Annotated in this window: 7 protein-coding genes; 5 read left to right on the top strand and 2 right to left on the bottom strand. The window is 51.0% G+C overall.

Annotated elements, in window-relative coordinates:
- Entirely contained in the window at positions 1-1752 is a 1752-nt protein-coding gene (locus tag IFJ82_RS00760; protein ID WP_408901699.1) for a stimulus-sensing domain-containing protein, read from the top strand.
- 217 nt (positions 1753-1969) lie between these two features.
- Here the strand turns inward: IFJ82_RS00760 and IFJ82_RS00755 are convergent, their stop codons facing one another.
- Positions 1970-3733, bottom strand: a complete 1764-nt coding sequence (locus IFJ82_RS00755; RefSeq protein WP_192265275.1) for an HAD-IIIC family phosphatase — start codon at positions 3731-3733, stop codon at positions 1970-1972.
- Between the two features lie 355 nt (positions 3734-4088).
- A complete protein-coding gene (locus IFJ82_RS00750; RefSeq protein WP_192265265.1) occupies positions 4089-5660 on the bottom strand; it encodes a hypothetical protein in 1572 nt (523 codons plus the stop codon).
- A 314-nt stretch (positions 5661-5974) separates the two neighbouring features.
- Between IFJ82_RS00750 and IFJ82_RS00745 the strand changes: the two genes are divergently transcribed.
- From IFJ82_RS00745 to IFJ82_RS00730, 4 genes are all read left to right on the top strand, one after another.
- Complete coding sequence (locus IFJ82_RS00745) at positions 5975-6403, top strand: hypothetical protein (protein ID WP_192265264.1); 429 nt, start codon at positions 5975-5977, stop codon at positions 6401-6403.
- A 47-nt stretch (positions 6404-6450) separates the two neighbouring features.
- Positions 6451-9465, top strand: coding sequence for a glycosyltransferase (locus tag IFJ82_RS00740; RefSeq protein ID WP_192265262.1), 3015 nt, complete (start codon positions 6451-6453; stop codon positions 9463-9465).
- Between the two features lie 67 nt (positions 9466-9532).
- Entirely contained in the window at positions 9533-12475 is a 2943-nt protein-coding gene (locus tag IFJ82_RS00735) for a glycosyltransferase (RefSeq protein ID WP_192265260.1), read from the top strand.
- Positions 12476-12941: 466 nt separating this feature from the next.
- Positions 12942-14678: a phosphatase gene (locus IFJ82_RS00730; RefSeq protein WP_192265258.1), complete on the top strand. Its 1737-nt coding sequence runs from the start codon at positions 12942-12944 to the stop codon at positions 14676-14678.
- Positions 14679-15194: the final 516 nt, after the last annotated feature.

Raw genomic sequence — 15194 nt, 5'->3', positions numbered from 1 at the left:
ATGCCTGATATCGCCGTGCGCCTGTCCGCGTTGCGCGCGCGCCTGCGCCCCAGGGGCACGGGCGGCCGCCTGTCGGGGAACACGGCCGCTGCCGTGGCGTATATGGAGTACCGCACGCGGCTGGTCTCTCCGCTCATGCGGCGTATCTTGCTGGTCAATATGTTGCCGCTGGGGCTGCTGGCGCTGACATTGCTGTATCTGACACAGTTCCAGAACAGCCTGCTGGAGGCCGAGGTGTCGGCCCTGCGAGAGCAGGCGCGCATCTATGCCGGTGCGCTGGGGCAGAGTGCGGTGACATCCACGCGCCATGGGGTCCTGCTGGACCCTGCGCTGGCGCGTCCTTTGCTGCTGCGCCTGACCGAGCCAAGCCCAAGCGCGCGTGCCCGCCTGTTCGCCCCCGATGGCCAGCCGGTTGCCGACAGTCGTGTCGAACGGGTTGGGCGCGCCCCCACACCGCCCGGTGGTACGGCGCATGACGGGATGGGGGAGGAAGACGACCATTCCCCCCTGTATCCCGAGTCCCGGAATATTGGCGAACGGCTGTATAACTGGCTGCTGTCGCAACTGCCGACCCTGTCGGGGGAGCGTATCATGACGCTTGACACCCCCGACACCGACCCATCGGTGCAGCCGGTGGCCGGGCCGAACGGCATGCGCATCATGGAAATGCCCCCCTATATCCGCCGCACCGCGCACCAGCGCCTGATGGTGACGGTGGCTGAACCCGTGATGCATGAGGGGCAGACCACGGTGGGGATCATCCAGTTGACGCGTGAGGCGCGCGACGTGGACCGGTCCCTGTTCGCCGTGCGATCGTCCATCCTGTCGCTGTTCCTGATGGCGCTGGCGCTGACGATCCTGCTGTCATGGTATCTGTCGCTGACAATCGCGCGGCCATTGCTGCGCTTGGCGGCATCGGCGCATGTGATGCGTGAATCTTCCGGCCGGACCGATACCGTGCCCGAACGCCTGCTGTTGCGCCGTGACGAGATCGGGGAGGTGGCGCGTGCGCTTCAGGACAGCGCGAGCGCGCTGTGGGCGCGCATGGACGCCATCGAACGCTTTGCTGCCGATGTCAGCCATGAAATCAAGAACCCTCTGTCATCCATCCGGTCCGCCATTGAAACGTTGCTGCGTATCGAGGACCCCGAACGCCAGCGGCGGCTGATGATGATTATCCATGACGATGTGCGCAGGCTGGACCGGCTGATTACCGATATTTCCGACGCCAGCCGCGTGGATGCCGAACTGTCGCGCGCGCGCGCAGAGCCCGTCGCCGTGGTGCCCCTGCTGTCGGTCCTGGCGGAAATCCACCAGACCACGCGCCAGCCCGGACAGCCGGTCATGGGTGTCGCAAGCAGCGGCAACAGTGCCGAGCGTCCGTTGACCGTCATGGCGGTGGAGGACAGGTTGGTGCAGGTGTTGCGTAACCTGATCGGCAACGCGATTTCGTTTTCGCCCCCCAATGGGCAGATCCTGCTGAGTGCGGTGCCAGCAGGAAACATGGTGGAAATTGCCGTTGCCGATGAAGGGCCAGGCATTCCGCAGGCGAAGCTGGATAATATTTTTGACCGTTTCTATTCCGAGCGCCCGACAAGCGAGAATTTCGGACAGCATTCGGGATTGGGCCTGTCCATCAGCCGCCAGATTGTCGAGGCCCTGCGCGGGACAATCAGTGCGGAAAACAGGATTGATGCCGATGGGAAAGTGACCGGCGCAAGATTTGTCATCTGCCTGCCAAGAGTAGGTTAGATGCGATATGAATGTGCAGTCCAAGGCATGGTTTCGCGAAACCCATTGATTATAAAATGGTATATTTAAATAAAAATTTGATATGGACCTGGTAATTCTGGATGTTTCCTTTTTCCGGGAATTGTCACGGACCTCGTGCTTTGGGTTCAGGAAGAGACGCCATATTTAAAAAACATGGCGTCCGGGAATGTTTTTCACCATAGGATCACGAATGGCATTATGCCTCGTGTAACATGACGGTGGCGGGTTGTGCATCGTGTGTGGATTTTGGTGTGGGTGTGGTGCCTGATGACACGATGTCGGTAATGGCTTTGTAAATCCTGTAATACACCATGCGTCCGAAGTGCTCCCGGTCGGTCTGGTCACTTTTGTCCCTGACATAATCATCAAGTTGCAGGGGGAAAGAATTTTTTCTTTGCGTTATCAGCTCAATGATTTTCTGGTTGAACGGGATATGGGTCAGAACTGTTTCAAGTTCATTTTCCCGATTGAGGAATTGTTCCCCACCCAGCAGGATAAATAAGAAAGCCCCTTCGGGAATGCGGGATAGGATATCCCTCAGGCAGTTTTCGAAATATGATGGGTCAGGGCTGTGATAATGAAAATCTCCTGATGCGGCATTGCGGAAAATATCATCAAGGAATTTATTCTGGTCATGGTATTCTTCGCGTGAAAAATTCTCCGTCATGATGGAACGGCATTCAGGGAATGGATACCTGATGACATTATCCTGGTATGAATATGTTGCGTACAATGCATCAACGGAAAAATTCAGCACGTACACATCAAAGGTCATATCATTGAACTGCGTTTTAAAATCTTCACGCCGATAACCAAGCTGCGATATCCATTCCAGCCGCTCATCCGTCAGTCCATAGATCGCGTCACGGAAAAGTTGTGAATGGTCAATGCGGATGCCGACACCATCGCGACAGAAATTCTGTTCTTCAACCACATGGTTCCGGCCCTGTTTCAGGTAATGGGCCAGTCCGGCAGCGTGGCAGCCCCCGCGAATATATATGCTCTTTTTATGTGTTGTGGTTTCGGTGGCGGCGTCACGTCCTTCCTGATTGATCCAGTCAATGTGGGCCGGGGAATTCACATCCGATATGACCTTACCCTGTACATGCAGGTCGGGTCTGTCCAGCGACTGGTAAACCCATTGTTCAATCCCCATCCCCAGGATGCGGCATGAAAAACAGAAATGCTCAAAATAGCTGATCCTGTTGACTGAGACGAGGGAATAGAACCCCACGATACCGTAATCACCAAATTTATCGCTTACGCGGACGAGCCCCGAATATCTGAATGCCTGCTTGATCTGTGACAGCAGGATATCCCTGGATTCCTGCTGGTTTTCGGGCAGGCGCTGCTTTGTAAAGTTCAGTTGGTTTGTACGGTTGATCAGTTCAATGGCACGATCAAGGTGGTTTTCGACATCATAGATGATTTCCACCTTGATGTTACTTTCTTTCAGGAAGCCTTCGATGGTGGAGAAGGTTTCTTTCTCTTCATCCCGGCTTTCAAGAATTTTGTAATGTTTCAGTCGTGACAGGACCGTATCATCCTTGCCCATCATACGTGCATCGACCAGAAGGTGGGGAATGACATGTTCATCCGCAACCTGGATTGCCGGGTTGACCGACAGCACTTCCTGAAGATTATGGGGATTGTCATCAATGAACAGGACTGTTTCAGGACGAAGCTGTATACGCCTGATGATTTCAGAAACCCTCCCCCCTTTTGGGGACCAGTCGATGCTGGGGAATACGAAATAATCCCAGATCCCTTTTTCCTGCAGGATGCGTTGAACGGAATCTGGGTCATTTTTTGAACAAATGGAACTCATGATGCCTCTCTTGGCAAGTTCCACGACGATATTATGATGCTCATCCGAATAGGAAATGCCCCCTTCGGTCAGGGTGCCATGCCAAAATGTTTCATCAAGATCCCATATAACAAGACGAATTTCTTCAGACATAAAATTTCTCCATCAGGCGGATGACGCTTTGGCGTATTGGAGACAAAATATTGTAAATTATTCGTCAATATTTTTATGAACTTTTAAAGTAATATATAAACATAAATCTATGATAAAATCTGGCTTTTAAGAGTATTTGAATAATTTTTGCAGAATGTATTACAAAAAATACAGTCCTAAAATTTCCATTAAGAACCTGTTTGAAAAGATAATTCCGATAAAATATTGGAAATAGTAAAAGTTTTTGGTGAAGCTTTTTTTAAAAAAGCTTCGAAAGATGTTGCCTTTTCCGATCAGGAGGCAACATAAAAATATTTCCCTATTGTTTATCAAAAATTTGTTTTCAAACGGGTTTTTAAATCTCCTTCCCAAGAGGAAGATGGTACCAATGACCGTTTTCAAAAATTGCCGGGCTATGGGCGTCCTGATCGTTTACGATCTGCCCTTCGACCGGGGTTGGGATGTTCCTGATCTGATGTTCGGTCATAGTGGGCAGGATGACGCCCTGTTTTGCGTTCAGTCTGCCAAAAATAATGGTATCCCCCGATCCTGTCAGTTCAAGTGCATCTTCATAATGTGTCACCAGATGCATATTTCCATCATAATCACCAAACATCTTGATTCTGTTCGGATCGCTGCGGCCAAAAGAAACTGGCCCCAGTTCCCCCAGCCAGAGTGCGGGCGCACAGATATTTCCAGGGCATCCGGTATTGGCATAACGCAGGTCTATGGCAGCATTTTTATAGGCCCCCATGATCTGGAACGCACTGTCATAAAACGTATAGGCCCCAGCGCGGAGCAGGATGCCATTTCCCACCTCAAGAGTGTTGTGGCTGTCGTCTTTTTGCTGTTGTGATCCAACGAGGAGGGCAACCCTGTCATGCCCGTCGTCCGCACCGCTGGCATACAGGTCTATTTCAGCGGATTCTATTCCCCCGGCCTTTGATGACGGTAATCCCGTCTTGTCGATCACGCCTGTATTTATGCCTGAAATCTGGCTTCGTGGGCCATGGCTGTCGGTAATGGCGGGGCGGATCGCAAAAAGGTTCGCATCTGTTTTTATGGCCCCGTTATAAGAGGCGGCGGTCAACTGGCTGCTGAGGCAATAGACCTGTCCCCGATTTTCGATGCTGGCTTCGTCACAGTTTTCAGTAATCCCAAAATGGGCGTTGTAAACAGGGTTTTTCGTGGTATTCCAGTTTTTGGCAGGTGTGTTGATCGTGTAATCCACACTGACCACTGCGCCGTCGCCAGCATGATTGCCGTTTTTGGCGATGTTGAGGGTGCCGGCATAGTTGGAGATGACCGTATCACCGGTCGGTGCGGGAAAAATGCGAAAACTGTTCCCCGATGCGGCATCGCTTGCGCCATCGGATATCCAGATCTGTGTGCCCTGATACCCCGAAACGGGTGGCGTGTGATCTGTAAATGATCCTTTTGGTATCCGCAGCAGGGCCGAAGACGTAAAACTGCCCCGATAGGCGTCGAGGGAAAGGCTTTCATCACCTCCATCGAACCTGCCCCCAAAATCCAGTGGCGACAGGATATCATTGAAATGTCGTGCCATGGTACGGGATGTCATGCCGCCTGCCGTCCGTACCCGTGCCGGGCTGGCATCCCCGTCAAAGGCACCGGTCGTATCCAGTCTGGCGACGCCACCGGGTGATCCTATGTCTGTCTGTTGTACGGCGTGATCCGCATATGTTGCGATTTCACCAAGGGTCATGGGCCAGGACAGGCCGGTAACGGTATCCCGCAGGTCGAGTTTTTCCGGCGGGGTCGAGGATGTGCAACCCGGCGAAAGGGCGGTCGTATTATCCGTGCATGGGGCTGCTGGATGGCGCAGGTGGTTGGGGATGCTTTCCTGTGCGATGGCGTGCCCGATACTGAGGAACAGGAAAGCGGCCACGGTGCGTTTCAGGGGCATGGCTATCGGGCTTTCATGCTTTAAGTAAAGCATATCAAATATATTGGAGAGTTTCTGAGAAATTTTGCTGCAATTTTCATTGCATATGGATTTTCATTCACATATTCACCAAATTTTTAGTGATATTATGATGCCATGTTGTGCATGACCTCTTTAATGAACAATTAACAAAATAAAAATAACATTGATATATACAATATTAATAATATGTTAATATGAAGTGTATTTGTTAATTACTTGTTAATAGTTGACCATATTTTACATGTATTTTATGATATTTTTATAAGATTATTGTTACAAGGGGTGATCGCGCCATGATTACATATTCTGTTCTTTCTCCGCTGGCTGAAGAAAGCGGAGCCAATGTAATCATCTCCAAGACACTATTCCGCTTTCTGCTTTCAGAATATCTGAAATCCCTTCCTTTTGACGAGCAGGCCTATCTTCAGACAAACCCTGATGTCGATGCGGCAGTTCATCGGGGGGAGATAAAAAGTGGTCACGAACATTTCCTTTATACCGGTTTTTTTGAAGGTCGTGATACCGGCGGGAATGAGTTTGATGAAAAATGGTATCTGAAAAACAATCCCGATGTTGTGGCATCCGTCCGTCGTGGCGACTGGACAACAGGCAAGGAACATTGGCAGGCCGTCGGTCGTGCTGAATTGCGGGCGCCAAGCCGCGCGCTGGTGCCGCTGTATGATACGTGGCGTCAGTTCCTGTTGAACAACAAGTATAAATAAAAGCAGGAGATATTCATTGCCGGGCCTGTTGCAGGGGATTCTATACCATGAATGGTGATATGGATGATTTCATAGAAGGGTCTGCCCGTCGCTATATCCTGTCCCTGTCTTCGCGGTATGATGAACTTCTGCCACCGTCACAAGATCTGGCGCTTGTGCTTGGTCGTCTGGAATATCTCCAGCGTGCGCATCCCAGTGCGCGTGACATCATGTTGGGAATTGGCCTGTGCCGTCTGGCGATTGGTGAACCGCGTGCATCGGAACCACTTGAATATCTGTCCCTGCATGCTACTTCCCCCATTGCACGTTTTTTCCTGTTGCTGACACGCCTGCGGTTTGGGGCGCATGATCGTACTTTTGGTGAACTGCGCGCATTCCTTCGTGAAGTGGCTGTTGTTTATGAACATGTTGCCTTTGTGGTTTTTAGCATCCTGTCGGGTGCGCACCGTTGTGGCGGGTGGTGCGCCATGCAACCCGATGGCCGTATTGTCATCGGGTTGGAGGATGGTACTGACAATGATGACATCAGGTGGCGCCATGACGATACCGAATATCAGGCGGAGCTGCGCTTGGTTGGGGGCTTTGGCGGATTTTCGGTCTATGAGATTACAAATTTCGAACTTCCCTCCCACCTTCCCGCCATCCATGTCCTGCATAATGGCCGGGATATGTTGGGCAGCGCCCTTGAATCCCGGACAATCTGGCGATGCGAAGGGTTTGTGGAAGGCAGTTCCGAAGGCCTGACGGGATGGTTCCGCCACCCCAATAACCTGGCATCGGTCGATCATGTGTGGGTCCGGGCTGCTGATGGTGATACCCTGCTCTTTGACGGTGTGCTTGGCGATGTCGCGACCGACTTCCTTGTCGCAGAAAAGGAGCGCACGGCATTCCTGATTCCGTGGGGCGACCTGGCCGGGGTGGAAACACCATGTGTCCGGGTCATGGATCGTTTCCAGCAGGAATTTTACGGCAGTCCGCTCGATCCCCTTGCCGGTGCGCGGTATGCGCGTGCGCAGGCGCAATGGGTGGCGCGAACATTCCCCACTGCATATTCCAAGGTTACGTCACCTGAATTCAACCAGCCCTTTCCCGCGCTGTATACGCCGCAATTCGCACAGCAGGGTCTTCCTGCCGTATGCCGTGAAGCACGTAGAAACCGGGTTGCCGTCATCATCCCGGTTTACAAAGGGTATGAAGTTACAAAGGAATGTATCGAACTGGCCCTGCAATGGCGGGGCCCGGACGAGCGGCTGGTCGTGATTAACGATTTCTCACCCGACCCCCGTATCGTCGATTTCCTTGAAACCGTCGCGGGGCAGGAGGGTATTACGGTTCTTTGCAATGCGCGTAACCGTGGCTTTACTTATTCCGCCAATCGTGGTCTGCGCGAAGTCGGCGGGGATGAGGATGCGATCCTGTTGAACAGCGATACCATCCCGCCCCCGGGCTGGATTGGGAAACTGCGTGATGCCATCTATCGCGCGCCGGACATCGGAACGGCAACGCCACTGTCCAATGCCGCGACCATCTTCAGTTATCCACGCAATGATGGCAATAACCCGATCCCGTCATATGACGAGGTGGTCGAGCTTTCATCCATGCTGGAGGAAATCGGCAACGCGGAGATTGTGGAGGTTCCGACAGGTCACGGGTTTTGCATGTATATCCGCGCGGAATGCCTGCACCAGACAGGTGTCCTGCGCGAGGACGTTTTTGCCCAGGGCTATGGCGAAGAAAATGATTTCAGCCGTCGTGCTGCGTCACTGGGATGGCGGCACGTGGTATGTCTGGGCACTTATGTCGGACATGCCGAAGGACAGTCCTTCAGTGCGTTCAAGGGCGATCTTATCCGGCGTAACCTCGGACTGCTCAATGGATTGCATCCCGGTTACGATCGCCTTGTCAATGAATGGCAGAAACGCGACCCCCTGCATCGGTTCCGGCGTGAACTTGATGTCCGCCGCCTGTCGCAGGCCGTTGCAGGGCGTCATACCGTTGCATTGATGACGCATGACCGCGAAGGGGGGGTGCATCGTTTCGTACAGGAACGCGCGCTGGCCATTGTCGAAGATGGACGCATTCCGCTCATCATCTCTCCCTGCCCGGCCGATGCGCCAGATGGCTATCCCCGGTGGGAGGTTGTGCCTTATCTCGCCGATGATTATCCCAATATCATTCTATCGCGACGTGGGCCGGACCTTCGTGAACTTCTGCTGTCGCTCAACTGTGAAAAAATGGAAATCCACAGTTATATTGGCGCAGGAATAAAGGACATCCATTGGGTTTCCCTCTTTGGACTCGCCTATGATGTTTATCTTCATGACTATTCCTGGTTTTGCCCACAGATTACGCTTGTATCGCACAACAATCTTTATTGCGGTGAGCCCGAGGCTTCCGCTTGCGAGACCTGCGTCATGGACCGTGGCCGGGCGACGTCTGATGATACGGCATTGTCGTTATTGCGGGAACTCAGCACGGATATCCTTCGGCGGGCACGGGCAGTGATTGCATCATGTGAGGATGTGGCCACACGTTATCGCCGGCATATCGATGTCGCGATTGTCCTGGAACAGTGGGAGGCACCAGTGACAACGCAGGATATCATTTTCAGGCCACGGCACCCCACGGATATCAGGCGTGTTCTGCTGATCGGGGCAATCGGCATTGAAAAAGGATATGATATCCTGCTCAGGCTCGCGCGATATGTTGCATCCACGGGGCTGCCGCTGCGGTTTTCAATCGTGGGGTTTACATGTGACGATTCACGGCTGCTGGAAACCGGGGTTGTGGATATTACCGGACGTTATGCCGAAAACGAACTGACCTCACTGATACAGATGCAGCATTGTGACTGGGGCTTTCTGCCTGCCGTGTGGCCTGAAACCTGGTCCTATGTACTGACGGAGTTCTGGCGTCACAAATTCCCCGTGGTGACATTCGATATCGGGGCCCCGGCCGAACGTATCAGGATGGCAGGCGGGGGGCTTGTTATCCCGCTTCATCTGCCTGTCGCGTCGTTGGCCAACATCTTGTTGAATCCAGCGCATTTCATACAATCATGATTCATGCGGGAATTTCCTTATCTCCATTAGTGCAGAACAGGTTTTCACAGGGACAGAGAGTATTGTGATGTCGATTGAGGATCTGGCCATAAAACATGACTGGGCATGTTTCAACGCGTCATGGTACAAACAGCATTATCACGCCGTCATCAGCGCATTCGACCTGCATGATGATGGCAGTATATTTCGGTTTTATAAGGATTTTGGAGAAACGCTGGGCCATTCACCCAACATGTTTTTTGACGAGGAATGGTACAGGATGGTCTATCCCGATGTCCTTTCCCTTATTGAATCCGGGAAGGTTTCATCAGGATTTGAACATTATCATCAATATGGGTGCAAAGACCGTAATCCAAACTGCTTTTTTGATGAAGAGTTCTATTGCCGGACACAGGTCTGCATGTCCCCTGAACAGCTTGAGGCACATGGGCTGCGTAATGGTTATGACCATTTCCTGAGATATGGGGCCCACGAAAAACGCGATGCATCCCTGTTCTTTTCAACGACGCTGTTTATCAGGGAAAACCCTGATTTTCTTTATGATGACCGTAACGGCATATTTGCGGCATTCCTTGAAAACGCTACGGATCATACCGTGGTCGAGCGTCGCACATCCGCGTATTTCGACCCGGAATGGTACATGCGCGCCTATCCCGATATGTCCAGGCATATAGATGAATGGCAGCATCCGCTGCGACATTATCTGGGAAATCCGTCACCAGAAGCGTTTGATCCCAACCCGTTTTTTAGCGAACGATTCTATACGCAGGGCAACCCGGATGTGACGGCGGTTATCGCGGATGGATGTTTCAGGAATGCGTATGAACATTTCATACGTTATGGGCAATATGAAGACCGTCGTCCACATGCAAGGGTAAACCTGACGTCGTATGCGCAGGACCCGGCCATTTCGGATGTTGTGGGACAGGGGAAATATCCTACCCCGTTTGCCGCCTATGCCATGCTTTATGGAAAATTCCCTGATTCAGGCGATGAATCTCACGGACCCGAAATGGTCTGCAAGCGCGCCTATCGCCGCATGTCAGAGGTTCGGACGGCGCTTTTGCTGAAGCAGTGTATGGATTTTTCATGCGACCTGCCTGAACTGAGCGTAGTGATGGTGGTTCATGACCAGTTTGCGTTTACCATGACGGCGCTTGCATCGTTGCGTGCGACCTGCGACGCGGCGATCCAGCTTATCCTTGTCGATGGGGCCTCGACAGATGAAACGATCCTGATCGAACGTCATGTCCGTGGGATCGAGGTTATCCAGCTGTCTGAAAATGTCGGGTTCCTTGCCGGGGCCAATTTGGGTCTGGCCCGGGTGGCTGCGCCCTATGTGCTGTTCCTGAATAATGACGTGGAACTGTTGCCCGGTGCGGTGAATGCCGCCTGTGCGCGTCTGCGTCGGGACGAAAGAGCGGGCGCGGTTGGCGCGAAGCTGGTCCGTACGACCGGCGAGCTTCAGGAGGCAGGCTGTATCGTCTGGAATGACGGCACGACCTCGGGCTATCTGCGGGGGGCCTCCCCCATGTTGCCAGAGGCGAATTTCGTGCGTTCCGTTGATTTCTGCTCTGGTGCATTTCTTCTGGCACGGACCGAAGTCGTCAAGGAACTCAATGGATTCGATCCATTGTTCGCCCCGGCGTACTATGAAGAAACCGACCTGTGCGTCCAGATCAGGCAGCGTGGTTTTGAGATTGTCTATGACCCTGATGTCGTTGTCCTTCATTATGAATTCGGCAGTGGCAGGCAGGATGACATTGATGCCTGCCTTGGGCGGAACATAGGAAAATTCTTCCATAAGAACCGTGATTATGTAGAGGGAAAATACCGACGTGACGAATCCAACCTGCTGAAGGCACGCTTTGCCGAATCTGGGAACAGGCGTGTTCTGTTTATCGAAGATTACCTGCCGCAGCGTGCGATCGGGGCAGGTTTCCCCCGTTCCAACGATATCGTACGCACCATGGTGGACATGCTGGGCGCACATGTCACGGTCTATCCCATTTTCCCGCCACGGTCGCAGCCCATGACGCGATATCAGGATTTTCCAGACAGGGCAGAGATCATATGGGATCGGGGGCTGGGGGATCTTGCGGCGTTTCTGCGCACCCGTGCGGGTTATTATGACATCATATGGATCGGGCGGACCCATAATGCGGATCGTCTGAAGCCCATTTTTACGGCATGTGAGACGGCCCTGACAGGGTGTCGGGTGGTTCTGGATACCGAAGCCCTCACGGCGTTACGCCTGCAGGGCAGGATGCGGATCATGGGGCAAACGGACTTGCCAGACCTGGAGGGCATGCTGCGTTACGAATTGCGGAACACGGATTTCATCGACCGCTTTGTAACGGTCAGTAAAGGGGAAGCGACCTTAATCAGGGGGATTGTGAATCAGGATGTGTCCGTTCTGGGCCATATGCAGACGCCGGTTCCCCGTTCGCGCGCCTTTAGCGAACGCAGGCATTTCCTTTTTGTAGGGGCCATCCAGAATCTGGAATCCCCCAATTGGGATGGGTTGGCGTGGCTGAATGACCATGTCGTGCCCTTGCTGGATAATTTCCTGCCCGAAGACATCCGTATCAGGGTGGCCGGGTATGTTGGCAATGGCATCGACCTGTCCAGCATATTGACACATCCACGTTTTGAATTGCTGGGGGCTGTCGAAGATCTGGTGCCCCTGTATGATACACATCGTGTTTTTATTGCCCCGACACGTTTTGCGGCAGGCATACCGTACAAGATCCATGAAGCCGCGGCGCATGGTCTGCCCATTGTGGCGACCGATCTTTTGATCCAGCAGGTGGGCTGGGAACCGGGGGGCGATATCGCAGGCGCATCGGAGACGCAGCCACTGGCATTCGCAGGGGGTATGCAGCAGGTCTATACGGATGAAACGCTGTGGAATCAGCTTCGGCGTAATGCGTTACATCGCATATTCCTCGAAAATCGAGCAGATGATTATACAAGGGCCGTAACAGATATCCTGAATTTTAAAAACTGATTGTGAAGTTGGTAGATATTTTCATATCTCACGGTTTTTACTTCGTATGTAATAATAAAATCCACGCTGGATTTCCGGGAAGCCTTTTGAACAAGCATATTCTGGCAAAAGATAGCAGATAAAACCCATTATTATCAATGGTTTAAGTTAGAGATTGTTTGAAAACAAACCATTGATAAAAAACAGGAAAAGTTTTTGGGTGCCGCCTTTTCTCAAAAAGGCGGCGTCTTCTGAAGCTTTTTGGAAAAAGCTTCACCAAAAACCTTTAGAATTTCAGTATGTTATCGAGGCTGACTTTTCAAACAGTCTCTTAGATGTTTTTAAATGTGGGCAGGAAGCTGAGACAAGCTTGGGCAGGGGCATCAGGGACGTCACCATTCGGTATGTCTGTGAAGTATATATTAACAAAAACCTTATAACATAAGGGACCATCATGTTGATCAGTAACGCTTCCTAGGAAAATATAATGGAACCTGTCCGGTTGGTCATTTGGGATCTGGATGAAACATTCTGGAACGGGACCCTGAGTGAAGGGGGCATCCATCCAGTTGAAAAGCACATCACCCTGATCAAGGCCCTGTCGGAGCGGGGGATTGTCAATTCCATATGTTCGAAAAATAATTTCGGGGATGCCGAAGCTGAACTGAAGAAAATTGGTGCATGGGAGTATTTTATCTTCCCACAGATCGCCTTTGCCCCCAAGGGACCAATGATAAAGGCAATTGTCGAAGCGACGAATCTGCGTCCCGAAACGATGATGTTCATTGATGATAATCCGATGAACCTGAACGAGGCCCTGTTTTTTTATCCAGGCATGCAGGTTGCCGATCCTGGAATTATTGGCAACATGCTTGAAGATGACAGGTTCCAGGGCAAACCGGATGCAGGGATGGATCGTCTTGCAAGGTATAAGGTGCTGGAGGAAAAGCATAAAGATCGGCAGGACATACAGGGGGATAATATCAGTTTTCTGAAACAGAGTGGGATCAGGGTCAGTTTTCATTATGATATAGAAAAAGAGTTTGATCGCATACATGAACTGGTCAACAGAACAAACCAACTCAATTTCACCAAAAATCGCTGGCCGGAAGATAGGGGTGCAGCGTGGAATATGTTCCAAAATGAGTTTTCGGAACGGTTTCCAGCAATCTCTGGATATGTAAAAGTTTCTGATAAATATGGTAACTATGGAATATGTGGGTTTTTCCTGATTGGTGAAGGCCGGGCAACACATTTCCTGTTTTCCTGCCGCATCATGAGCATGGGGGTGGAACAGTTCTGTTGGAACCACCTCATGCGGCCACATGTGCATGTCGTGGGGGATGTCATATCCTCGTTGGACGGGCATGTGGACTGGATAGAGATCGTTGACGATGTTGATGATGTTTCAAATAATTTTATCAGTGAATATGCAAAGAATTTGAAAGTATGCCTGCGTGGTGCATGTGATTTCACGTCCATGGAACATTATTTCCGGGCCCGTTATAATGTGATCGGGGAATTCCCGCTTGCTTATAAATCATGGGCTTTCAGCCCTTGGGTCAGGACTGTTGCGGTGACTGAGGCCTTGCAGACCCCGGAGGGACGCAAGCTTTTGCAGGCAACAAGTATTTTCCCGGAAAATTATCTGGAGTCGGCAGTCATAAGCGGGGAAGCCGATATTTACGTCCTGTCATTTTCCGTTGAATATGCAGCACATTTATATAGGTCCCGTTCCACCGGAGTAACGCTTTCATTATGCAATGATTTTCTGGCCGGGCGGGATTTCAGTGAAACATCCTATGAAACACTTGTCCAGAAATTTGGCCGCGATCCTGGCTTTTCGGAAAGCGAATGGGAATTCATGCAAAATGAGTTTGAATTTTTCGCCCATCATGACATCGGGATGTTTATGGCCGATGTCTGTAAATTATTTGAAAAATTAAAGGGTAAAAAGGTTATCGTGCTGGTCCTGAATGAACGGATAGGTACGGATAATTGGATCAGGTCGGTTTATGGGAACATCAACAGGATTGTCGTTCCCCTGTCGAAAATATATGGCTTTGATCTTGTAGATTACGGAAAATACGTCAGATCCACCGATGACCTCGCTGCGCCAGATGATCACGGAGTTCATTTCTCCCGTGAAGTATATCTGAAAATGGCTACGGAAATCATGGATATTTGCGATAAATATGCACTGGAAGTCGAAAAACCCGATTAATAGTCGGGAATCATAAAAGTTCTTGGCGCGGATTTTTGCAAAAAATTGGAAGAATAGTGTTTTTTGGAAAAAATACGCGCCAAGGACTTTTATTGTTTCACCAATCGGCTGTTTTTAAAAAATATCTGGAACCATTTCAGGGAATCATAGGTGATGGATTGAAAATTTCTTAATACCAGAGCATTTCCACCGAAAACCGGTTCGGTGGAACTGTTCCAGTTTGTTGTCTTTACGAGCATCTTCACCTGTTTGAATGCAGGCATTCAAACAGGATCTGCTTTAGCCGTATTCAGGAGGCAATATCTTTCGAGGATTGTTGAAAGAGAGGCATCATAATATTTTTAGGAAATATGTGATTATTAAAAGATATTTTTATAAAATGCGCGAGCAGGAACGGATTATGTCCAGTGATCCTGATCCCGTCATCCGATTCGTGTCACGCAGTTTTCACACGGGACCGGCATATGATTTATTTTCTGTTTATGAAGCATATATAAAATATAAAAATCAGGGATA

Origin of the sequence: Novacetimonas hansenii (assembly GCF_014843995.1) — a bacterium.
In the GTDB taxonomy this organism is placed as follows: Bacteria; Pseudomonadota; Alphaproteobacteria; order Acetobacterales; family Acetobacteraceae; genus Novacetimonas; species Novacetimonas hansenii.
Note: the sequence above shows the minus strand (reverse complement) of the source record. Positions and strands in the feature narration are given on the sequence as shown.